The sequence below is a fragment of the Streptosporangium sp. NPDC006930 genome (assembly GCF_040635605.1).
Lineage (GTDB): Bacteria > Actinomycetota > Actinomycetes > Streptosporangiales > Streptosporangiaceae > Streptosporangium.
Window position 1 is genome coordinate 80,366 of the sequence record NZ_JBEYID010000026.1, and the last position, 20,618, is coordinate 100,983.

The 20,618-nt window shown below is 69.6% G+C and carries 18 protein-coding genes; 10 read left to right on the forward strand and 8 right to left on the reverse strand.

Annotation, left to right across the window (positions count from 1 at the left end; translation table 11 throughout):
* Window positions 1-48: 48 nt before the first annotated feature.
* A complete protein-coding gene (locus ABZ664_RS33550; protein ID WP_362519147.1) occupies window positions 49-363 on the reverse strand; it encodes a helix-turn-helix domain-containing protein in 315 nt (104 codons plus the stop codon).
* A 170-nt stretch (window positions 364-533) separates the two neighbouring features.
* Here ABZ664_RS33550 and ABZ664_RS33555 point away from each other — a divergent pair, with 170 nt between their 5' ends.
* Window positions 534-998 (forward strand): hypothetical protein, encoded by a 465-nt coding sequence (locus ABZ664_RS33555; protein WP_362519152.1) that lies wholly within the window; start codon window positions 534-536, stop codon window positions 996-998.
* Between the two features lie 664 nt (window positions 999-1,662).
* Complete coding sequence (locus ABZ664_RS33560) at window positions 1,663-2,679, forward strand: LacI family DNA-binding transcriptional regulator (protein WP_362519156.1); 1,017 nt, start codon at window positions 1,663-1,665, stop codon at window positions 2,677-2,679.
* Between the two features lie 107 nt (window positions 2,680-2,786).
* On the opposite strand, the gene ABZ664_RS33565 is transcribed toward ABZ664_RS33560, so the two are convergent.
* Complete coding sequence (locus tag ABZ664_RS33565; protein WP_362519160.1) at window positions 2,787-3,260, reverse strand: MarR family transcriptional regulator; 474 nt, start codon at window positions 3,258-3,260, stop codon at window positions 2,787-2,789.
* Window positions 3,261-3,317: 57 nt separating this feature from the next.
* Here ABZ664_RS33565 and ABZ664_RS33570 point away from each other — a divergent pair, with 57 nt between their 5' ends.
* Window positions 3,318-4,094 (forward strand): alpha/beta hydrolase, encoded by a 777-nt coding sequence (locus tag ABZ664_RS33570; RefSeq protein WP_362519163.1) that lies wholly within the window; start codon window positions 3,318-3,320, stop codon window positions 4,092-4,094.
* Window positions 4,095-4,159: 65 nt separating this feature from the next.
* Here ABZ664_RS33570 and ABZ664_RS33575 read toward each other — a convergent pair whose 3' ends face one another.
* The 4 genes from ABZ664_RS33575 to ABZ664_RS33590 all read right to left on the reverse strand — a co-directional run bounded on the left by ABZ664_RS33575 (window position 4,160) and on the right by ABZ664_RS33590 (window position 9,112).
* Window positions 4,160-5,917 (reverse strand): trehalase family glycosidase, encoded by a 1,758-nt coding sequence (locus ABZ664_RS33575; RefSeq protein WP_362519166.1) that lies wholly within the window; start codon window positions 5,915-5,917, stop codon window positions 4,160-4,162.
* Window positions 5,918-6,022: 105 nt separating this feature from the next.
* Complete coding sequence (locus tag ABZ664_RS33580) at window positions 6,023-6,841, reverse strand: carbohydrate ABC transporter permease (RefSeq protein WP_362519169.1); 819 nt, start codon at window positions 6,839-6,841, stop codon at window positions 6,023-6,025.
* Window positions 6,838-7,818, reverse strand: coding sequence for a sugar ABC transporter permease (locus tag ABZ664_RS33585; protein ID WP_362519172.1), 981 nt, complete (start codon window positions 7,816-7,818; stop codon window positions 6,838-6,840). Before ABZ664_RS33585 ends, ABZ664_RS33580 begins: the two co-directional genes overlap by 4 nt.
* A gap of 28 nt (window positions 7,819-7,846) precedes the next feature.
* Window positions 7,847-9,112 (reverse strand): extracellular solute-binding protein, encoded by a 1,266-nt coding sequence (locus tag ABZ664_RS33590; RefSeq protein WP_362519175.1) that lies wholly within the window; start codon window positions 9,110-9,112, stop codon window positions 7,847-7,849.
* 293 nt (window positions 9,113-9,405) lie between these two features.
* Here ABZ664_RS33590 and ABZ664_RS33595 point away from each other — a divergent pair, with 293 nt between their 5' ends.
* From ABZ664_RS33595 to ABZ664_RS33605, 3 genes are all read left to right on the forward strand, one after another.
* Complete coding sequence (locus ABZ664_RS33595) at window positions 9,406-10,440, forward strand: LacI family DNA-binding transcriptional regulator (RefSeq protein ID WP_362519178.1); 1,035 nt, start codon at window positions 9,406-9,408, stop codon at window positions 10,438-10,440.
* 529 nt (window positions 10,441-10,969) lie between these two features.
* The gene (gene rox, locus ABZ664_RS33600) at window positions 10,970-12,394 is read left to right on the forward strand and encodes a rifampin monooxygenase (protein ID WP_362519181.1); all 1,425 of its coding nucleotides are present in this window, start codon (window positions 10,970-10,972) and stop codon (window positions 12,392-12,394) included.
* A gap of 289 nt (window positions 12,395-12,683) precedes the next feature.
* Window positions 12,684-13,442 carry an AfsR/SARP family transcriptional regulator gene (locus ABZ664_RS33605; RefSeq protein WP_362519184.1) on the forward strand — a complete coding sequence of 253 codons (759 nt, stop codon included), beginning with the start codon at window positions 12,684-12,686 and terminating at the stop codon, window positions 13,440-13,442.
* Window positions 13,443-13,493: 51 nt separating this feature from the next.
* Here ABZ664_RS33605 and ABZ664_RS33610 read toward each other — a convergent pair whose 3' ends face one another.
* Window positions 13,494-14,915, reverse strand: a complete 1,422-nt coding sequence (locus ABZ664_RS33610; protein ID WP_362519187.1) for an MFS transporter — start codon at window positions 14,913-14,915, stop codon at window positions 13,494-13,496.
* 136 nt (window positions 14,916-15,051) lie between these two features.
* Between ABZ664_RS33610 and ABZ664_RS33615 the strand changes: the two genes are divergently transcribed.
* The 4 genes from ABZ664_RS33615 (at window position 15,052) to ABZ664_RS33630 (ending at window position 20,319) form a co-directional block, all read left to right on the forward strand.
* The gene (locus ABZ664_RS33615) at window positions 15,052-15,648 is read left to right on the forward strand and encodes a TetR/AcrR family transcriptional regulator (RefSeq protein WP_362519190.1); all 597 of its coding nucleotides are present in this window, start codon (window positions 15,052-15,054) and stop codon (window positions 15,646-15,648) included.
* Window positions 15,649-15,946: 298 nt separating this feature from the next.
* Entirely contained in the window at window positions 15,947-18,667 is a 2,721-nt protein-coding gene (locus ABZ664_RS33620) for a LuxR C-terminal-related transcriptional regulator (RefSeq protein WP_362519193.1), read from the forward strand.
* A gap of 87 nt (window positions 18,668-18,754) precedes the next feature.
* A complete protein-coding gene (locus tag ABZ664_RS33625; protein WP_362519196.1) occupies window positions 18,755-19,303 on the forward strand; it encodes a hypothetical protein in 549 nt (182 codons plus the stop codon).
* A gap of 17 nt (window positions 19,304-19,320) precedes the next feature.
* On the forward strand, window positions 19,321-20,319 hold the full coding sequence (locus ABZ664_RS33630) for an aldo/keto reductase (RefSeq protein WP_362519199.1): 999 nt from the start codon (window positions 19,321-19,323) through the stop codon (window positions 20,317-20,319).
* Between the two features lie 75 nt (window positions 20,320-20,394).
* Here ABZ664_RS33630 and ABZ664_RS33635 read toward each other — a convergent pair whose 3' ends face one another.
* Window positions 20,395-20,613 carry a ferredoxin gene (locus ABZ664_RS33635; protein WP_362519202.1) on the reverse strand — a complete coding sequence of 73 codons (219 nt, stop codon included), beginning with the start codon at window positions 20,611-20,613 and terminating at the stop codon, window positions 20,395-20,397.
* Between the last annotated feature and the right edge of the window lie 5 nt (window positions 20,614-20,618).

Genomic DNA, 20,618 nt, shown 5'->3' on the forward strand with positions numbered 1-20,618 from the left:
CGACAGGAAGGGACGGAGACGTCCTTCGCCTTTAGCGGTGCCGACTTACTACAGAACCTGGTCGTGACGGGCGAAGATGTCCAGCAGCACACCGATGGGCACATCCGCCTCGGTGGGATAGCGGAAATGCCGGTCGGGATTGATCGTGTAGTGGTTGCGGCGGCCCACCTTGGAGCGGGTCAGATAGCCCGCCTTGTGCAGGTCGGTCACAATGCCCTGTGCCGCGCGCTCGGTGATACCGATGACGGTCGCGATGTCGCGCAGCCGCACCTGCGGGTCCCGGGCGATCTCCAGCAGCACCCGAGCGTGATGGGTCAGGAAAGTCCACGAGGACGAAGGCTGATCGGGACTGTTCTCGGCCATGTCATATCCTCTCGGCCTCGCCAGGGCGGGCCGCTACGCAACGGTCAGGCAGGACACCACCACGCGAAGAACTATACCGGAAATATCTTTCATGTATCTTTGTTCCGACGTAATATGGATGGCGTCCAGGCCCATCGGCATGCACCAGGGCACACAAAGGGATCGATCACATGACTGTCGTGCACCACCGGCCAGCACCGGTCGGCCTCCACGCCCGGCAACACCGGCTGCCGACCCCACTGGCCACCGACTCACGACGAACGCCCGACGGTGAAGCCGCCCCCCTCCAGGAACGGGTCACATCCGGCGAACGCTGGACCGACGCCGTGCTCTACCTCGACCGCACACTGCGCATCACCTACAGCCTGGCCTCACCCATAAGCACAGTCCAGCTGATCGGCGAACTCGACGCCACCAACACCCAGGCGGCAGCCCGGACCCTGACCCAGACCCGCACCGCCGAGGACATCCTCACCATCGACGTCGGACGCCTGGAGTTCGTCGACGCCGCGAGCCTGCGCATGCTGACCGACCTGTGCCGCGACGGCATGGCCCACCTGATCAACGTGCCGACCGGCATGCGCCGCCTACTCGGCCTGCTGAACCGGACGGACGTCCTCGACAAGTGCGCATGACGACCCCCAACCGCCCCAGCCCGAGGGCCTGCCGCCCTGCGTGGCCAACCGCCGCCGACGACCTGAACCCAGCCGGCCGTCCAAAGACGACCGTGACCGTCGAGGACCCCCGGTGGCGGGCGGCGGCAGGCAGTGGTGTCATCTTCCGGAAGCAGGGCGACGCGATACGCGTGGTGAACCTGGCGGCCGTCCTTCAACCATGAGAGGTATCGACGACCAAGGAGGGGGCGAAACCTGCCGCGTTGCGTTCTTCCCTAGATGGAGTGGGTTTTTGATCTTGAAGTGTTTTTTAACGAACCCACGTCCTTTACAATGTAGATTTATAACTGCCTCGGAAGCCGTCAGTTGACGCCCGCCGACTCCGGGGGCAAGTCCTCTGTCGACCGGCTCGACGAATCGATCCGGGGGGCATCTGCCCCCTCCGTGAGGTGGCGCCCCAAGGCCGGATGACCGACCGGCCAATGGCGAGACGCGTTTGACGGAGAGCCCGGGTCGCCGACGACGCACTACCCCACTCCCCCTCCCTCCGAGAGGCGGCACATCCTCGCCGCAGCACGCTGAGCTGCTTTGACACCCCCCTTTCCGGCCCATAGCCTCGCATCGAATCGATTCGAACCAGGGGTCGCAAGGCGCGGGCTCGATCCGGTGCCACGGGGAGGCCACAGTGAACATCGGGGAGATCGCCAGGCGCGCCGGCGTGTCACGTAGCACGGTCTCGTACGCGCTGAGCGGCAAGCGGGCGGTGTCCGAGGCGACCCGCCGGCGGATCGAGCAGGTGATCGCGGAGGCGCGTTACCGTCCCAACGCCAGCGCCCGGGCACTGGCGGAAGGGCGCACCCGTACGCTCGGGCTGGCGGTCCCGCCCGCCGGCCGGAACCTCACCTTAATGCAGCTGGACTTCGTCGCGAGCGTGGTGGAGGCCGCGGGCCGTCACGGACTCGACGTGCTGCTCTCACCCAGTGGTGACGAGCACGACAGGTCGTTCGAACGGATGGTGAGCAGCCGCCGGGTCGACGGTGTCATCTTGATGGAGGTCCGACTGGAGGACCCGCGAGCGCACCGGCTGCGCCGGTCCGGCCTGCCGTTCGTGACGATCGGTCATACCGCGGACTCCCAGGCCGACTGCTGGGTGGACGTGGACTACGAGGCGTTGACCTCCCGCTGTGTCCACCACCTGGCCGACCTCGGACACCGCGCCATCGCGCTCCTCAACCGGCCACAGGAGTTGCTGGCCGCCGGTTACGGTCCCGCCCGCCGGGCTCTGGACGGTTTCACCGCGTCGGCGACCGAACGCGGCCTGAGCGCCACCTCGGTGTGCTGCCCGGACGAGGCGACGGCCGGCGAGGAACGCGTCGAGGACCTTCTTCGCCTGAGCCCGGCCGTCAGCGCCGTCGTCACGCTCAACGAGGCCGCCCTGCCGGGTGTGGATCGGGCTCTGCGAGGCCGGCGACTTGCGGTGCCCGGCGACTTCTCGATCACCGGAGTGGTCGCCCGGCAATGGGCGGAGGATTTCCACCCGCCGCTGACCTCCGCCGATGTGCCTGTCGCGACCATGGCCACCCAGGCCGTGGAGCTTCTCGTGGAACGGATCTCATCACCGGACGCTCCCCCGCGCCAGGTTCTGCTGCAGCCGTCGATCTCGCTACGGGCCAGCACCGGCCCCGCTCCGGTACGCCCCTAGACGCGCCGGGCACCATGCGGACGGAAACCGGGCGCTTCGAACCGGCCACCGAAGTGACCGGCACCCTCGACCGGACAGCTTCGACGCAACCGCATCTCGTACAGGCTCTAGTCCACCTCGACGTGGTCGAGGAACCGGAGAAGGTGTGAGAGCACCCGGATGCAGGCGGCGACCTCGGCATCGCTCAGATCTCCGCCCGCCTGGCGGAGAAGCGCGCGCTCGCGGTCGATCAGGGCGGTGACGGCGGCCCGGCCCTCCTCGGTCAGCCGGATGAGCGAGGACCTCTTGTGCGCCGGGTTGGGGACGGACTCGACCAGGTTCCGCGCGGCGGCGTCGTTGATCATGCGCTGTACGAACTGGCGGCTCAGCGCCTGAGCCCGGCCCATCTGGGGGACGGTCATCGGCCCGTGCTCGCAGAGCATGGTGAGCACGGCCCGTACTCCGACGGACAACCCCTCGATGGGCGCGTCCTGCTCCACCTTTCGCTGGGCACGCCGGTACAACGGCCCCACCAGGTCGAACACCTCGGCGAGCCGGTCGGCCCGCTCATCGGACGCGGGGTTGCGGTCTTTTTCCCTCACCTCACCATGATGACACCTGGGTTGTCATTGTCGACCAATAATGACACCCTGGTTGTCATGAGTGACCTGTTCCGGCTCGACACCGGCACCGGCCGGCCCCTCGTCCTGCTGCACGGCGGCTTCCTGGACCACGGCATGTGGGAGGACCAGATTCCGTTCCTCGCCTCCCGCTACCGCGTCATCGCACCCGACGCCCGTGGTCACGGCCGGACCGCCAACGCCACCGAGCCGTTCCGGCCCACCGACGACCTGGCCGCCCTGCTGCGTCATCTGGGCACCGGCCCCGCGATCCTGGTGGGGGTTTCCATGGGGGCGGGCGTCGCGGTCGACACAGCGCTTGAGCACCCGGAACTGGTCAGCGCCGTGGTCGTCAGCGGCGCCGGGACCAGCGAGCCGTACTTCACCGACCCCTGGACCGTCCAGACCATGACCGCGTGGCACTCGGCGATGGCCGCCGGCGACCTGAACGCCTCGATCGAGGCGTTCACGCTCTTCGCCGCCGGTCCGTACCGCACCCTCGACGATCTCGCCCCGGAGGTCGTCGCCCGCCTGCGCCGGATGACCGGGGACACCATGTCCAAGCACACCGCCGGCGAACCCAACCTGCTCGTCCAGGTACGCGACACCTGGGAGCGCGCCGCCGGGATCGACGTCCCCCTGCTGGCGGTGAACGGCACCGTCGACTCCCCCGACCACATCGGCATGGCCGAACGCCTCGCCCACACCGTCGCCAACGGCCGGGCGATCCCGGTCGAAGGGACCGCTCACTACCCCAACATGGAGCGCCCCGACGTCTTCAACGAGATCCTCGAAGGCTTCCTGCGTGCCCTGTGATCCCAGCGTCCGTGGGAGGTCTCCACTGCCGGAGCGGGACAGCGGGAACACGAACCGCCGCAGGGCTACCCGGCGGCCGGGGGCACGTTCGGGAGAAGACCGCCGGATCGGCGTCGTTCGTTCGCGGCGGCCAGGATCAGGTAGCCGCTCGCCGTCCAGGTGTAGGCACGGTCGCGCAGCCCGGCACCGTTTCGGGCGTCGAAGTTCTCCGCGAAGCCGGATTTCTCGCACAGCGCGCGGAACCGCGTGCTGATCTTGTCGGCCAGTTCGGCGAAACCGGCGCGGCGCAGGCCGTCCTCGATCAGGACGGTCGAGGGCGCCCAGATCGGTCCCCGCCAGTAGCCGTCGTCTCGATAGTGCTCGGAGGTCGGCAGCTCGGTGGCGGGCCCGTAAGCGGTGAGGTGCGTCTCGATCCTCCTGGCCAGCGTGGTGCGCACCGGTTCCGGCAGCTCTGCTCCCAGCACGATCGGCATCAGGTCCAGCAGGCTGTCGCTGGACCAGGTCCGCCTGGAGTGCGCGCCGCGCGAGACGAACCGGTCGCCGGCCCAGAGCTCTTCGAGGAGCGCCTCACGGATCCGATCGGCGGCCTGGGACCACGCGGCGGACTTCTCGGCGAGCCCGAGTTCGCCCGCGAGGTGGGCGAGTTCCCGCATCTGGAGTACGAGGAAGGCCGCCAGGTCGGCGGTCTCGACGACCCGCTCCGGGTCGAAGGTGGTCGCGTTGTCCCAGCCGCTGTCGTTGCCGTGCTGGTAGTGCGGCAACTCCTGCCCGGGAACACGGCGCGCGGTCAGCCAGAACCCGGTCCAGCGCTCCAGCTTCCGGTACGTCTCGGCCAGCTCGGCCGCGGGCAGCCGGGGCATGCGCTCCCGCAGGTGGCGCAGCGCCCAGCCGTGGATGGGCGGCTTGACGAAGTTGTAGAGGACCTCGGAGTGGGTGATGGAGTCGGGTAGCGCGCCACCTTCGTCCTGGTGGTCGAAGACGAGCCGGAACTGGTCCCACGCCAGGTCGGGCACCCCTTCGGCCAGCGCGATCGCGTTGAAGCAGTGGTCCCAGCTCCAGACCTTGTCCATCCAGTGCTTGGACATCAACACCGCGGGGCGGGTGATGAACCCGGTCGGCCGCACCGTGGCCGACCACAGCACGTAGGCCGCCAGATCCGCGGCGGGCGTCTCGGCGCCGCGCCACGGTGCCAGCGCCTCGGCGAAGGACTCGAAGTCGGCCCTCGCCGATTTGACCGCCTGTTCGAAGGTGCCCGCCGACAGGTACGGCGGGCGGGAGGTCCCGTACTCCTCGATCGCGATCTCCCACGGCTCGCCGTCACCGGACAGGACGACGCCGCGCTCCCCCGAGCCCAGCGCCTGCGCCCCCGGGCAGTCGGTCATGTCACCGCGTAACACGGTGACCCGATAGCGCCGCCCGGTCTCGTAGACCGTGAAGACATGGGCCCCGTCGACCGGATCCCGGTAGAGGTACGGCCCGCTGAACGGGGTCAGGTCGGGGTTGGCCGCGATGAGACGCAGCCCCAGTCCCCGCCCTCGCAGCCGCGCGGTGTCCGGCCGCTCGTAGGCGAGTTCCATCTGTCCACTGTCATGGGTCCAGGTGAGCCGGTGCGGCGTGGCCGCGACGGTCGTCTCGGCGCGTACTCCCCCGGTGGTGGGTATCAGCCGCAGGATCGGGTGCAGTCCCGTCTGGTGCGACACGAGATGCACGTCATCCGCGTAGGTCTTCTCCGCTATCACAGGTGAGAAGTTGAACCAGGACCCTCGGAAGCTGAAGGGAATCTCCTGGACGGAGAACTCCGGGCCTGGTGCGGCGACGGTCATGAAGTCAGCTCTCTTTCTCGATGTGGGTTCCGCATGGCGGCGACGCCTGCGGCCCGCGGCGGCCGGCCGGGCCTGGCGGCCGCCGCGGGAAAGGGCGAGGAGCGGTCAGTCCTTCACCGCTCCGGCGGTGACGCCCGCGGCGACATAGCGTTGCGCGATGATCAGCAGCACCGTGGCCGGAAGGGAGGCCACGACCGCGGTCGCCATGATGGCGTTCCACTGCTGGTTGTTGTTGCCGATGTAGTGGTAGATGCCCAGGGTGATCGGCCGCAGGGTGCCACCGCCGTCGAGTGTGCTGGCGAACACGAAGTCCGACCACGCCCAGAGGAAGGCGAACAGGGAGACCGTGACGACGGCGTTGCGACTGACCGGCAGGACGATCGACCAGAAGACACGCACCGGCCCCGCCCCGTCGGCCGTGGCCGCCTGGAGCATCTCCCGGGGTATTCCGGACATGAACGCGGTGAAGACCAGCACGGCGAACGGGACGGCGATCGTGGTGTCGGCGACGATGAGGCCGGGCAGCGAGTTGAGGACCCCCAGGTTCAGATAGATCGCGTAGAAGCCCATCGCCATGATGATTCCGGGGATCATCTGCGCGATCAGCAGCGCGAAGCTCAGCGCGCCGCCGCCCCTGGGACGCAGCTTCGCCAGCGAGTAGCCCGCGGGCGCGGCGATGGCCACGGTCAGCACCACCGTGGCCAGGCCCACGATCAGGCTGGTCGCCAGGTAGGGCATCTGCTGGTCGAGGACCGCCCGGTAGCCGTCCAGCGTGCCGTCGAACGGGAACCAGGGCGGCGGGCTCTTGCGCATGTCCCGGTCCCGGGTGAAGGAGACATTGATCATCCAGTAGACCGGGAACAGCATCAGCCCGGTCAGGACCACTCCCAGGACGCTCTTCCACCACACCCTCTTGCCGGTCATGGTCGTGACTGCCTTCGTTGTACGCGGATGTAGATCAGGCCGAAGACGAGGGCCATCAGGATGAGCAGGTTGCCCACCGCCGCGCCCGGCCCGAAGGCGGGCAGCAGGTTGCCGAACCCCAGCCGGTAGGACCAGGTGGCGAAGGTCGTCGAGGAGTCCGCCGGACCTCCCTTCGTCATGATCCAGATGATGTCGAACACCTTCAGCGTGTAGACCAGGCCCAGCAACAGCGTGATCGCCGACACCGGCCGCAGCAGGGGGAAGGTCACCCGCCAGAACTTCTGCCAGCCGCCTGCTCCGTCCAGCTCGGCGGCCTCGTGGACGTCGCGCGAGATCGCCTGCAGACCGCTGTAGAGCACGACCAGGTTGAAGGGGATGCCGATCCAGATGTTCGCGATGGTCACCGAGACCAGCGACCAGTCGGGGGAGGTGAGCCAGTTGACCGGTCCCAGGCCCGCGTAGCCCAGGGCCGCGTTCACGATGCCCGAGTCGCTGTTGAGCATCCACGACCAGGTCGAGGCGGACACGATCAGGGGCAGCAGCCACGGCACCAGGAACAGCGCGCGCAGTGTGGCCGAGAGCTTGAAGTTCTGGCTGAAGAACACCGCCAGGGCCAGGCCGATGGCGAACTGGAAGGTCAGCGACACCAGGGTGAACGCGACGGTGTGGGTCAGTGCGGGTCCGAAGGTCGGGTCGTCGAGCACTTCGCGCAGGTTGTCCAGCCCGCTGAACTCCGCCCCGCCCTGCACGAACGAGCGGACCGTGTAGTCGCGCAGGCTGAGGTCGATGTTGCGGTAGAGCGGATAGAGGTAGAAGGCGATCAGGTAGGTGGTCACCGGGGCGAGGAATGCCCAGGCCGCCCACTGGGTGGAGCGTGGCCGCCGCCGGTCACGCGAGCGTGGTGGGGCGGCGACGCGCGCCGCCCCACCACGCTCGGGCACAGAGCGGGAGGCCGCGGTCTGTGTGGGGTTGTTCATGACGTCCTTCGCCGAGTCTCCGACGCGATCAGTTCGTGGCGGCGGACGCCGCCTTCTGGGCCTCCGCGAACGCCTCCTGCGGGGTCTTCGAACCGCTGAGGGCGCTCTGCACCCCGGTCCACAGCGGCTGCGAGATCTTGGGGTACTTGGTGCCGAGGTCGTCGCTCGTGCGGCCTTTCGCCGCCTTCACCGCGTCGACCCACACCTTCAGGTCGGCCGTCGCGGCCACCTGCTTGGCCTGAACCTCCGCCGTGGGGGCGATGTAGGACAGCGTGGTCGTCGTGGTGAGCGAATTGTCGGCGCTGGTCAGGCAGCTCACCAGCTTCTGGGAGACGGCGTAGCGGCCGGTGTCCTTCTGCACCGGCACGCTGACGAACTCGCCACCGGTCGGTGCGGGCGCGGTGGCGCCGTCGGCGGCCGGGATCGGGATGATGCCGTACTCGAAGCCGGCCTCCTTGGCGTTGGCCAGCTGCCAGGTGCCGTTCTCGGCGAAGGCGTAGTCCCCGGTCGCGAACTCCTGCCAGCTCGTCGTCTGGGTGTTGTTGATGACCGAGTTGGGGGCGTAGCCCTTCTTCAGCCAGTCGGTCCACAACGCCAGGGCGGAGACGGCCTGCGGGGAGTCGAGCTGGGTGAGGTTCGCGCCGGAGCCCCAGAACCAGGGCAGGAACTGGAAGCTGCCCTCCTCGGTGCCGATGGCGGAGAAGGTGATGCCCTTCTTGCCGGCGTCCTTCACCTTGGCCAGCGCTGCGGTGAGCGAGGCCCAGTCCTTCACGGTGGCGATGTCGACGTCGGCCTCTTTCAGCACCGCCTTGTTGTAGTAGAGGGCGAGCGTGTTCGCCCCGATGGGGATCCCGTAGGTCTTGCCACCACTCTGACCTGCCGCGAGGAGGTTGGGATCGATCGCCGAGGTGTCGATCTTCGCCTCCTCGGTCGTGCCGAGCACTCCTGCCTCGGCCAGCGTCGAGACCACCGGGTTGTCCACGATCAGCACGTCCGGGGAGTTGCCCTGCTGTGCGGCGAGGAGGGCCTTGTTCGTCAGGTCGCTGGTGTCGTAGCCGGTCCTGGTGACCGAGACTCCCGCGTCGGTACCGCACTTGGTGAGCAGTTTCACCCACTCGGAGGTGCCGTCGAACTGCGGATACGGATCCCAGATCGTGTAGGTGCCGCCGGAGGCGTCGGCGGACCCTCCGCCGGAACCGTCGTCGGAGGACGAACACGCGGCCATGCCGCTCGTGAGCACGAAGATCACCAGGCTCATACCGGCGCCGCGCCGCCCCCATTCCGCTGATCTCATCGGGTCTTCCTTCCGCCAACGGGCTTTTCCGGATTGTTTCGATCTCATGTCGAATCAATTTGTCGAACCGATTCGATGAACATAGGCCTCGCCGCGACGAAGGTCAATGGGGCGCCTGGACCGACATGCATGGCCCCCGAGGGTTTCGGCCCGCCTTCCGCCCGCCCTTCGTGGCGGCGACCTCGGAAGCCCGTACGCCACGTCGTTCACATGGCGTGTCCGACCGCTTTCCCCTGGTGAACCGATTCGACCTATCATGTGTCTGTGTCGACCCGGATTTTTGAGGAGTCTCGATGAACATCGGGGAGATCGCCCGGCGGGCAGGGGTCTCGCGGAGCACGGTGTCCTACGCGCTCAGCGGCAAGCGCTCGCTGTCGGAACAGACCCGGCGACGCATCCAGGACGTCATCGACGAGCTCGGCTACCGGCCCAACGCCAGCGCCCGGGCGCTGAAGGAAGGCCGCACCCGCACGCTGGGCCTGGTCATCCCGCCGGCCAGCCAGCGGCTCACCGACATGCAACTGGGATTCGTGGCCAGCGTGGTCGACGCCGCGGCCCGGGCCGACCTCGACGTCCTGCTCTCGCCTTCCGGCGGCGAGCATGACCGCTCCTTCGAGCGGGTCGTCACCGGCAGCCGGGTGGACGGGATCATTCTGATGGAGATCCGGTTGCGGGACGACAGGGTCACCCGGCTCCAGCAGACCGGCCTGCCGTTCGTCGGCATCGGCCGTACCGCCGAGCCCGATGACATGTGCTGGGTGGACGTCGACTACGAGACGCTGATCTCCCGATGCGTGCAGCATCTGGCCGATCTCGGGCACCGGCACATCGCGCTGGTCAACCGCTCCGCCGAACTCGTCGCCGCCGGTTACGGGCCGGGCCACCGCGCCCAGGCGGGCTTCGCCAGGACCATCGCCGAACGTGGCCTGACAGGCGTCGAACTGTGCTGTGCCGACGACGCCTCAGCCGGGCACACGTGCGTGGAGCGGCTTTTGGCCGACCACCCCGAGGTGACCGCTCTGGCCACCATCAACGAGGCAGCGCTCCCCGGCGTCTACCGGGCCCTGCGCCACGCCGGTCTGGAGATCCCCCGGGACTTCTCCGTCACCGGCGTCGCCGCCCAGCACTGGGCGGAGAACCTCCACCCGCCCCTGACCGCGGCCGACGTACCCGCCGACCAACTCGGTGCCCACGCCGTCGACCTGCTCATCCAGCGCATCGCCAACCCCGACACCCCGGTCCGGCACCTTCTCCTCGCTCCCCCGATCTCCCTCCGATTCACGACCGCCCCCGCCCTGCGCCGCTCCGCCGACGGGGCCACACCCTGAGGACTCTCTGACGACACCGCCGTGAATCTCGCGGCGCCCGGTCCGGCGCCCGGCCTGATCGGCGGGTTCCGGCAACGGACGGGAGACAAGATCAGGGGACGATCGCGGCCATAACCTGGCGAACGGGCCGGGGACGAACTCAGCTGGACGGGCGCCGTGCGCGGCGCGTCATCGCTTTGGGAGAAGACCGCGCGGCCGCGACGAACGACAAACGGCGAATTCGACAAACGGCGAAGTTCGGGAAATCACCCTCTACTTGCCACTCTCAACGTATAGCGCACCGGGGGGCTTGCGGCAAGACCCCGGTCATGCCACAGAATCATCGCCCGAGGCCGGAACCTGGGGAAATCAGGGATCCGCGAAGTACGCGTTCTTCGTCGATCGACGTAGGGGTCACGCGAGACGCCGGACCACCGGTGGAACTCGCGGTGCGGTCGTGGGCACCCGGCGCGAAGACGTGGGTGTGCTCGCCGCCGGACCACGCGGAGCAGCCGGCCGAAAAGCGAACTTTGTCGAATGGGGGATCTTCATGATCGACGTGATCATCGCCGGCGGCGGGCCGACCGGCCTGATGCTCGCCGCCGAGTTGCGGCTGCACGGGGTGCGCGTGCTCGTACTGGAGAAGGAGGCGGAGCCGGCCCGATATGTCCGCGCGCTCGGCCTGCACGTGCGCAGCATCGAGGTGCTGGACCAGCGTGGCCTGCTGGAGAGGTTCCTCGCGCACGGCAACAAGCATCCGCTCGGCGGTTTCTTCGCCGGCCTCGCCAAGCCCGCGCCCGACCGGTTGGACACCACGCATCCCTACGTCCTCGGCATCCCGCAGCCCGTCACCGATCGCCTGCTGGCCGAACGTGCCACCGAACTCGGCGCGGAGATCCGGCGCGGCCACGAACTGGTCGGGCTGAGCCAGGACGAGGACGGGGTGACCGCCGAGCTGGCCGACGGCACGCGGCTGCGCTCGCGCTACCTCGTCGGCTGCGACGGTGGCCGCAGCACGGTGCGCAGGCTGCTCGGCGTCGCCTTCCCCGGCGAGCCCTCCAGGAACGACACGCTGCTGGGCGAGATGGAGGTGGCCGTGCCGCCGGAGACGGTCGCCGCCGTGGTCACCGAAGTCCGCAAGACCAACCTGCGGTTCGGCCTCGGCCCCTTCGGGGAAGGCGTGTACCGCGTCGTCGTTCCGGCCGAGGGAGTGGTCGAGGACCGCTCGGTCCCACCGTCGCTGGAGGAGTTCAAGCGACAGCTGCGGGTCTTCGCCGGCACCGACTTCGGCGTGCACTCACCGCGCTGGCTGTCTCGCTTCGGCGACGCCACCCGGCAGGTGGAGCGTTACCGGACCGGCCGGGTGCTGCTGGCCGGCGACGCGGCCCACATCCACCCCCCGGTCGGCGGGCAGGGGCTCAACCTCGGCATCCAGGACGCGTTCAACCTCGGCTGGAAGCTGGCCGCCGAGGTCGGCGGCCGGGCACCGGAGGGGCTGCTGGACAGCTACCACACCGAACGGCATCCGGTGGCCGCCGACGTGCTGGACAACACCCGCGCCCAGATGGAGCTGTTGTCCACCGAGCCGGGCCCTCGCTCTGTGCGCCGCCTGCTGTCGGAACTGATGGACTTCGAGGAGGTGAACCGGTATCTGATCGAAAAAATCGTCGCGATCGGGGTCCGCTACGACTTCGGCGGGGGGCACGAACTGCTCGGCCGGCGGATGCGGGACGTGGCGCTGAAGGAGGGGCGTCTCTACGAGTTGATGCACGGCGGCCGCGGGTTGCTGCTCGACCAGACCGGCCGGCTCTCGGTGGCGGGCTGGGAGGGCCGGGTCGACCACGTCGTCGACGGCGGCGAGGAGTTGGACGTGCCCGCCGTGCTGCTGCGGCCGGACGGCCACGTGGCGTGGGTCGGTGAGGACCAGCAGGAGCTGCTCAGCCGGCTGTCCAGGTGGTTCGGCGCCGCCGGCTGAGCGTGCGATCCCGGCGCCCGGGGCGGCCGGCTCGGCCCTCGAGTTGCGTTCTCACCGGGAAGGGCCACGGCGTCGCGGCCGGCTCCCGCCCCGGGTGACCGGTGCGGGAGATCGGCCCCCGGGGCGGGAGCCGGGCGTGTTCCGGCGAGTGCGGTGACTACGCACTCGGCGGTGGGTTCGTACGCACTTCCGCTGATGGCAACCGGCTCATTCGTCGCAAGAATGGCGCTACCCGGCAAAAAAAGGTCGATCACCACTTGATGCCAGGCTCAAGCCACTCGGGAGACAGATGAGATACGAACTGCTCGGGCCGCTGCAACTGGTGGACGAGAGAACGCGCACGGTCAACGCGCCCAAGGTGGAGACCTTGCTGGCCGCCCTGCTGATCCGCGCGCACCAGCCGGTCTCGACGGATGAGCTGATCGACGAGTTGTGGGGGAACGAGCCGCCCCGGCGAGCCCGTGCCGCGCTGCACGTCTACATCTCCCACCTGCGCAAGAATTTCGTCCAGCCGGCGGTCGAGGGCGCGACGATCCGGACCCACTCGCAGGGATACCTGCTGGAGGTCGAGAGGTCGTCGGTCGACGTGTTCCTCCTGCGGGCCCTGCACGCCGAGGCGCGGGCCGTACCGGAGGGCGAGCCCGAGCGGGCGCTGGAGGTCTCCGCCGCCGCGGCCGGCCTGTTTCGCGGGCCGGTCCTGGCGGGGATCAACAACGGGCTCATCGTGGGCACCTTCGCCCGGTGGGCGGAGGAGGTGCGACTGGAGTGCCTGGAGACGGTCGCGCGCTGCTCGCTGCGGCTCGGCAGGCACCGGGAGCTGATCGGTGACCTGTCGGCGTGGGTCGAGGAGTACCCGCTGAACGAGAACCTCCGCGAGCACCTCATGCTGGCCCTCTACCGCTCCGGCCGGAGGGCCGAGGCACTGGAGGTCTTCCAGTCCGCCCGGCAGGCGCTGCGGGAGGAACTCGGCCTCGATCCGCGCAGGACGATGCGCAGGCTGCAGTTCGCGATCCTCGAGGCGGACACCGACTACGCGATCGCGGGCTGATGCCTCCGGCACCGTCCCCCTCGCGGGACGGTGCCGGAGCTCACCTCCCGCTCAGCCCTGAGCCGCGGCCCGGCGCGCCCCGGGACCGAACCAGAAGAGCAGCGCCACCGCCAGTGCCAGCACGATCGCCGCGCAGGCCCAGACGAACACCGACGAGATGTTCGCCGCGACGCCACCGCCTTCTTCGGTGAACGGGATCAGCAGGGCCGCCAGGCCCAGTGACCCTCCGACGGTCAGCGCCGTCTGCAGCAGGCCCGCGGTGACGCCCGCGTACTCGGGCGGGGCGGTGGTCAGAATGATCATGTTGAACGGGATGATGGCGACTCCGACGCCGAGCCCCATGACGACGAGCGCCGGGAGCACGCCGGTCAGGTAGGTGCTGCCGGCGTCGAGGCGGGTCAGCCAGGCCACCCCGGCCAGCACCACGACCAGGCCGAGCACCGCTCGGGTCTGCAGGCTCACGCTCGCGATGTGCTTGGTGAGCAGCTGGGTGACGACGAGCAGCGCCAGGCCGAAGGGGAGGATGGCCAGCCCGCTGCGCAGCGCGTCCAGCCCGAGCACACCCTGCAGGTACTGGACCAGATAGATCAGGAAACCGGTGAGCACCGCCGCGAGCAGCAGCAGGCACAGGAGGGCTCCCGCCCTCTGCCTGCCGGCGAAGACCACCAGCGGCAGAAGCGGCTCCTCGGTGCGCCGGTCCCATATCAGCAGCGCCGCCGCCAGCAGGGCCGCCGCCGCGAGTGAGCTCAGTGCCCCGGTGTCGCCCCAGCCGCTCTCGGCGGCGCGTACCAGCCCGTAGACGGCGGCGGTGACGGCTGCGGTACCCAGCAGGGCGCTCGGCAGGCCGAGCGGGCGCGGCCGGGTGGCCTCGTCACGCAGACCCAGCACCTTGGCGGAGACGGCGATGATGAGCAGGCCGATGGGCACGTTGACCAGCAGGCTCCAGCGCCAGTCCCCCACCCAGGTCAGCACACCGCCCAGGACCATGCCGGCGGAGGCCCCCAGGCCGGTGACGGTGGAGTACAGGCCGAAGGCGCGCTGGCGGCGCTCTCCTTCGAAGACGATCGCGAGCAGCGCCAGACCGGTCGGACCGGCGATCGCCGCGCCGGCCCCCTGCAGGACCCGGCCGAGCAGCAGGACCTCCAGGTTGGGTGCGAGACCGGCGATGAGCGAGGCCACGACGACCAGCCCGATTCCGGCGAGGAAGACCCGGCGGTGGCCGAGCACGTCACCGAGCCGGCCCGCGAGCAACAGGAGCCCGCCGAAGGCGAGGAGGAAACCGTTCGGCACCCACGACCCACCGGTGATCGAGAGTCCCAGGTCGGACTGCAGGGTCGGCAGCGCGACGTTCACGATGGTGCCGTCGAGCTGCAGCATGAACTCCGCGCCGACGATCGCGGTGAGCGTGAGGGCCCACGGCCGGGCAGGGGCGTCCCTGGCCGGAATCCCCTCGGAGACGCTGTCGGTACTCATGGAACCTCCGATGCCGATCACCCGGACACATACTGAGGCATCCTCAGGTTAGAGGCCGGAACTATACTGAGGACGTCTCAGCTTGGATGAGAAGAGTCAAGCTGAGGCCGCCTCAGGATGTCAAGCGGGAGGTTCGATGACGACCGGCACGCCCCACATCGCCCAGCGCCCCAAACGCGCCGACGGCCGGCGCAACTACGACGCGATCCTGGCCGCGGCCCGTAAGGCGTTCGAGGCCGACGGCTCCGAGGCGTCCCTGGAGAACATCGCCGCCCAGGCCGGCGTGGCGATCGGCACGCTGTACCGGCACTTCCCCGTCCGCGCCTCCCTGGTGGAGGCCGCGACCAGGGACGGGCTGGCCGATCTCGTCGCCCACGCCGAGCGACTGCTCTCCTCCCCCGACCCGCTGGGGGCCCTGGCGGAGTGGATGGAGCGGGCCGTACGGCACTTCAGCACCTTCCGAGGGCTGGTCGGCATCCTCGCGCAGAGCATGTACGACGAGGGGACCCCCTCGTACGCCATGTGCAACGCGATGCATCACGGCGGCGCGGACCTGCTTCGCGCCGCACAGGCCGCCGGTCTGGTGCGCGCCGACCTGACCCCCGGCGAACTGTTCGACCTTCTCAGCGGCGCCGCCTGGGTGCGCGAGCAGTCCCTGCCGGACAGGGACGACACCCCTCGCCTCCTGCGCCTCGTCCTGGAGGGGATCACCACGCACGACCACCGGCCCTGAGCGAGCCCGCGACCGGACCACCCATCCCCTCGACGGCGGGCGACCGGTCTCGCCACACGACCCCTCGACGACGAGTGGTGATAAAAACCAACTAATTAGGTAGGCTAATAGTAGTTATTGTCGGCGCCGGACCAGGGGACCGGCACCACAGGAAAAACCGGCCCGTACGCACAAGGGAGCGCGGCCAGGGCCACCCGTCGTCTTTCCTTCACGAACGCCTGGGGTCTTCACAGAGATGAGTTCGTACGAAGAGAGCCTTTCCGACACCGCTTCGGTCGCCGTGGTACGCACCGCCGAAATGGACAGATTGCAGCACCTGACCTGGGAACCAGGAGGCGAAGGGCGTCTCGTCGCCGTGTTCGGCGAACCGGGGGCCGGCAAGACGCATCTGCTCTCCACACTCGTGCGGGACCGGCAGTGGACCGTACTGCCCGCCGCCGTCTATCGCTGCTCGCGCGGCGATCGAGAGGGCACGATGAACAGCGTCAGGAGGATGCTGCGGCGTGCCCGGTTGTCCTCGGAACGCCATCAGCCGCCGGGGGTGGCCGGCCTGTCACGGCACCGGCGGCAGCCGGACCGTGAGCTGGTGGTGATCGAGGACGCCCACCTCGCCGACGAGCGAACCATTCACGAACTGGCCGGGATCGCCGAAGGCGCCTCCCCGCCGCTGGTGGACGTGGTCGTGTCGCTGCGTCCCCGGCAGACGCCCGAGGCGCTGGCCGAGGCCGTCTCCCTCGGCGTGGCCTTCGGCCGCACCGCACGCATCGAGCTGGCGCCGCTCAGCGACGAGCAGATGCTCGCCATGACGCCCGTCCCCGCTCCGTACGATCTTCGCCGTCGTAGCCGTGGCAACCCGTTCAGCCTCCGCGCCCTGCAGGCCCTCGACCACAGCACGTGGTCCGGGAGCGACACCGCCGTCGCCCCGTTCGAGTTCACCGTGCTCACCGAGGTCCGGGGCCTCACGCTGAACGAGCGCTACGTGCTGAACGCCGCGGCGATCCTGCGCTCGCGGTTCGACGTCGAGCTGCTCGCCGAGATCGCCGAACTGGACGCGCTGGTGGTCTCCGCCGCCCTGCGCGGCCTGGTCCGCCGCGACCTGGTGCGGGTCGAGCCGATCGGCACGCTGTTCTCCATTCGGGACGAGGTCTTCGGCACGCTGCTGCGCAGGACGATCGACCCCTGCTGGGCCACCCGCGCCCACCAGCGCGCCCTGAGCCTGCTCTCCGCCCGCGGCCAGGCCGGCAAGCAGCTCGGTTTCCACCTGGTCAGCTCGCTGTCACGGGTCCGCGCGAGCGAGCTGACGCGGATCGTGGACGCGTCCTACGAGATCATGGAGACGGACGTCGCCGAGTGCGTCTCCTGGCTCACGCCGGTGATCGCCGAGGCACCCGTCTCCAGCGAGATCGGGATGCGCGCCCGGCTGGCACTGAGCACCGCGTTCGGGCGGATCGGACGGATGACCGAGAGCCGGGACCTGCTCTTCCTGGTGCACGAGTCCGGCGGCTCGGTGGACCCGCTCATGCTGGCCGGGCAGGTCGCCTCCGTGTCGATGGTCGAGGCCGTGCTGAGTCAGGACGCGCAGACCCTCGGCCTGCTCAACGAGCATCTCGCCCGGCAGGACCTGCGACACTCACCGGTCTGGCCGCGTCTGGTGTTCGCGCAGGGCTTCCGCACGACCATGCTCGGCCGAATACCGGGGAAGAGCGAGCTGGAGCAGGCCCTTCAGGTCGCCCGTACCGGCCACGACGACCTCACCGCCGCGGGCCTGCTCGCTCTTCGGGCGCTGGAGGCGACCTTCTCCGGTGAGGTGGACCGGGCACTGGCCGACACGACCACCGCGAGCGAGCTGCTGGACCGCGCGCCGGAGCACCTGGTGGCGCGTCACCTGGAGAGCCTGTTCGTGGTCGTCCTCGCCCATCTCTACCTGGGCCGCTACGTGGAGGCCCAGCGGCAGGTGCGGCGGGGCGTCGACGTCGCCCGCCACCGCCAGCGGATCTTCCTGCTCCCGGCGCTCCTGGTCCTGCTCAGCGAGGCCGAACGCCACCTCGGACAGCTCGAACAGGCCCGCGAAGCCGCCAACGCCGCCATCATCGAGTCCGGCCCGGACAACTCTCTGCGGCACACCCAGGCGGTCGCGCTCAAGTCCGCGGCCGAGGTCTGGATGCAGCCGGTGGGCAGCGGGAAGGCCAGGTCCCTCGCGCAGCAGGCACTGGCCCGGCAGTCACCGTCGCAGGCCAACGTCAACGGCAGCGCCTCGATCGCCGCGCTGACCCTCGCCAGATGCGCGTGGCTCGACGGCGACCCCGCGCACTGCGTCGCCCTCCTGCTCAACGAGGGCAAGGGGTCCGAGCTGCGGACCATTCCCATGGCCTACCGCAACACCGCCTGGGAGATGCTGTGCGCCGCCGGAATGGACGCCGGCATGCCCCTGGACGGCTGGGTGCGCAACAGCCAGGAACACGCCCGTGCCGTTCCGATGCCGCACAACCTCGCCTACGCGGACCTCACCCGAGGACATCTGCACCGCGTGCGGGGTTCGCTCTCCGAGGCGGCGAGGTGCTATCAGGACGCGGCCGATCGCTTCGCGTCGGCGGGCATGGGGATCGAGCAGTGCTACGCGCTGGGACAGGCCGCACGCGTGCTCGGCGAGCTGGGGCACGCCGAACGGTCCTCCCGCACGGCCAGGCTCGCCGCCGAGATGGCACGCCGGTCAGGGGCGGTGACCATGCTCGACTGGCTCGGCAGGCAGACGAGCGGGCCGGCCACCGCGGAACTCGAACCCGAGACCGGCTCCGTGGAGATGTTCGGCCGGCTCACGCACCGCGAGCGTGAGATCGCACTGCTCATCTGCACGGGCATGAAGCGCCGCGAGATCGCCGACCGGCTCACCATCAGCATGCGGACCGTCGACGTTCACCTGACCCGGATCTACCGGAAGACCGGTGTCAGCTCCCGGATGGAGCTCGCCCTGGCGACCCGGCGGAAAACGACCGACCGCGACTACGCCACGCGCTTTTAGGACCACTTGAGCCGTTCTTTCTAATGTCGGTTCCTGCGAGCCTCCGCGTTCCGGACGGCGGCTCGGAATTCCGCCCAGGAGGCGACCATGGATTTCCGCGTGCTTTCCGCTCGGATCTCACCGGTGCTCGACACCGTGAACTCCTGGGCCCTGCCACTCGTGGCGGCGCCACCGGAAACCACCTCGGAAAGGGTCGGCGCCCTCGGCCGGCCGGGCCGGTCGCTGATCCTGCGCGATCTCACCGAGAAAGTCGTCGAATACCACTCCAGTAATCCCGACCCCACCGGGACGACACCCACGGAGAAGGACTTCGCCACCGTGAGGCTTGAGATATTCGGCTCGGACGGCGAGCCGCTCGGCCACACCAGAGGGGCGGGCCGCATGCTCTACCGCCAGGAGCACGACGGGCATTTCATCGCCTACTTCGGGGAGGAGATCCGGCTGAACGACGGCAACGTCATCCGCTCAGGAGGACTGGTCGACGACGCCCGGCTGACCGCAGGCGAGGCCGCCACCTTCCCCGCCGTCGTCGTCGCGGGGCCGCTGCGCGGCGCCATCGGTTTTCGCCAGTTCCGGCCGCTGGTCAAGGACGCCCACGACACCTACGAGTCGACGATCGTCGTCTACCTGCGGTAACGGGACGGAGAGCGCAGATGACCCTGACACGACTTCCCGTTCGCAGGATCGGATCCCTCACCGTGGGCGCGCAGGGCCTCGGCTGCCTCGGCATGTCGGAGTTCTACGGCGCCACGGTGGAGGCCGAGTCGATCGCGACCATCCGGCGCGCCCTCGACCTCGGGGCGACACTGCTGGACACCGCCGACGTCTACGGCCACGGCGCCGGTGAGGAACTCGTCGGCAAGGCCGTCGCCGGGCGGCGGGAGACGGCGATCGTGGCGACCAAGTTCGGCGTGGTACGCCCAGGACCGGGCGTCGGCGCCGCCGTCCGAGGGGACGCCCGCTACGTCCGGCGAAGCTGTGAGGCCTCGCTGCGGCGGCTCGGCGTCGACCACATCGACCTGTTCTACCTCACCCGCGTCGACACCGAGGTCGGCGTCGAGGAGAGCGTCGGCGCGATGGCCGAACTCGCCGCCGCGGGCAAGATCCGCGAGATCGGACTGTGCGAGGCGGGTCCCGAAACCATCCGGCGCGCCCACGCGGTGGCCCCGATCGCCGCGCTGCAGACCGAATGGTCGCTGTGGTCGCGAGACATCGAGCGCCGGATCGTGGCGACGTGCCGGGAGCTGGGCATCGCGCTGGTGCCGTACTCCCCGCTGGGCCGGGGCTTCCTCAGCGGTGCCATCCGTTCTCCCGAGCAGCTGGAGGAGGGCGACTTCCGGCGCTTCGGGCTGCCCCGGTTCGCCCCGGACAACCTGCCGCGCAACCTCACCCTGGCCGACCGTCTCGTCGAGCTCGCCGCCTCACTGCGGGTCACGGCGGCGCAACTGGCGCTGGCGTGGTTGCACCACCGGGGGGCGGACGTGATCCCCATCCCGGGAACGAGGCACCGCGCTCATCTGGAGGAGAACGTCGACGCCGCCTTCCTGAGCCTCACCCCGGCCGATCTCGCCGCCGTGGAGGCGGCCGTTCCCTCGGACGAGGTCTACGGGGAACGCTGGAACGAGCAGAGCATGCGGTTCGTCGACCGCTGAGGGACGGGATCGGTGTGGGCCGGTGGAACGCCGCGCCGCGTTCCACCGGCCCACACCGGCGCACCGATCCCGGCGTCACCCGCTCGGTATCCGATCGGCGCCCGCGGGCGCGACGACGATCGCCCGGGACGGGCACAGGTCCTCGGCCGTCTCCACGGCCTCCCGGACGTCCTCCCCCGGATCCGCGTCCAGGACGACGACCAGGCCGTCCTCCCCGTGGTCGAACACCGCGGGCGCGCTGATCGCGCAGTGGCCGGCGGCCATGCAGCGACGCCGATCGGCGGTCACCTTCATCGTTT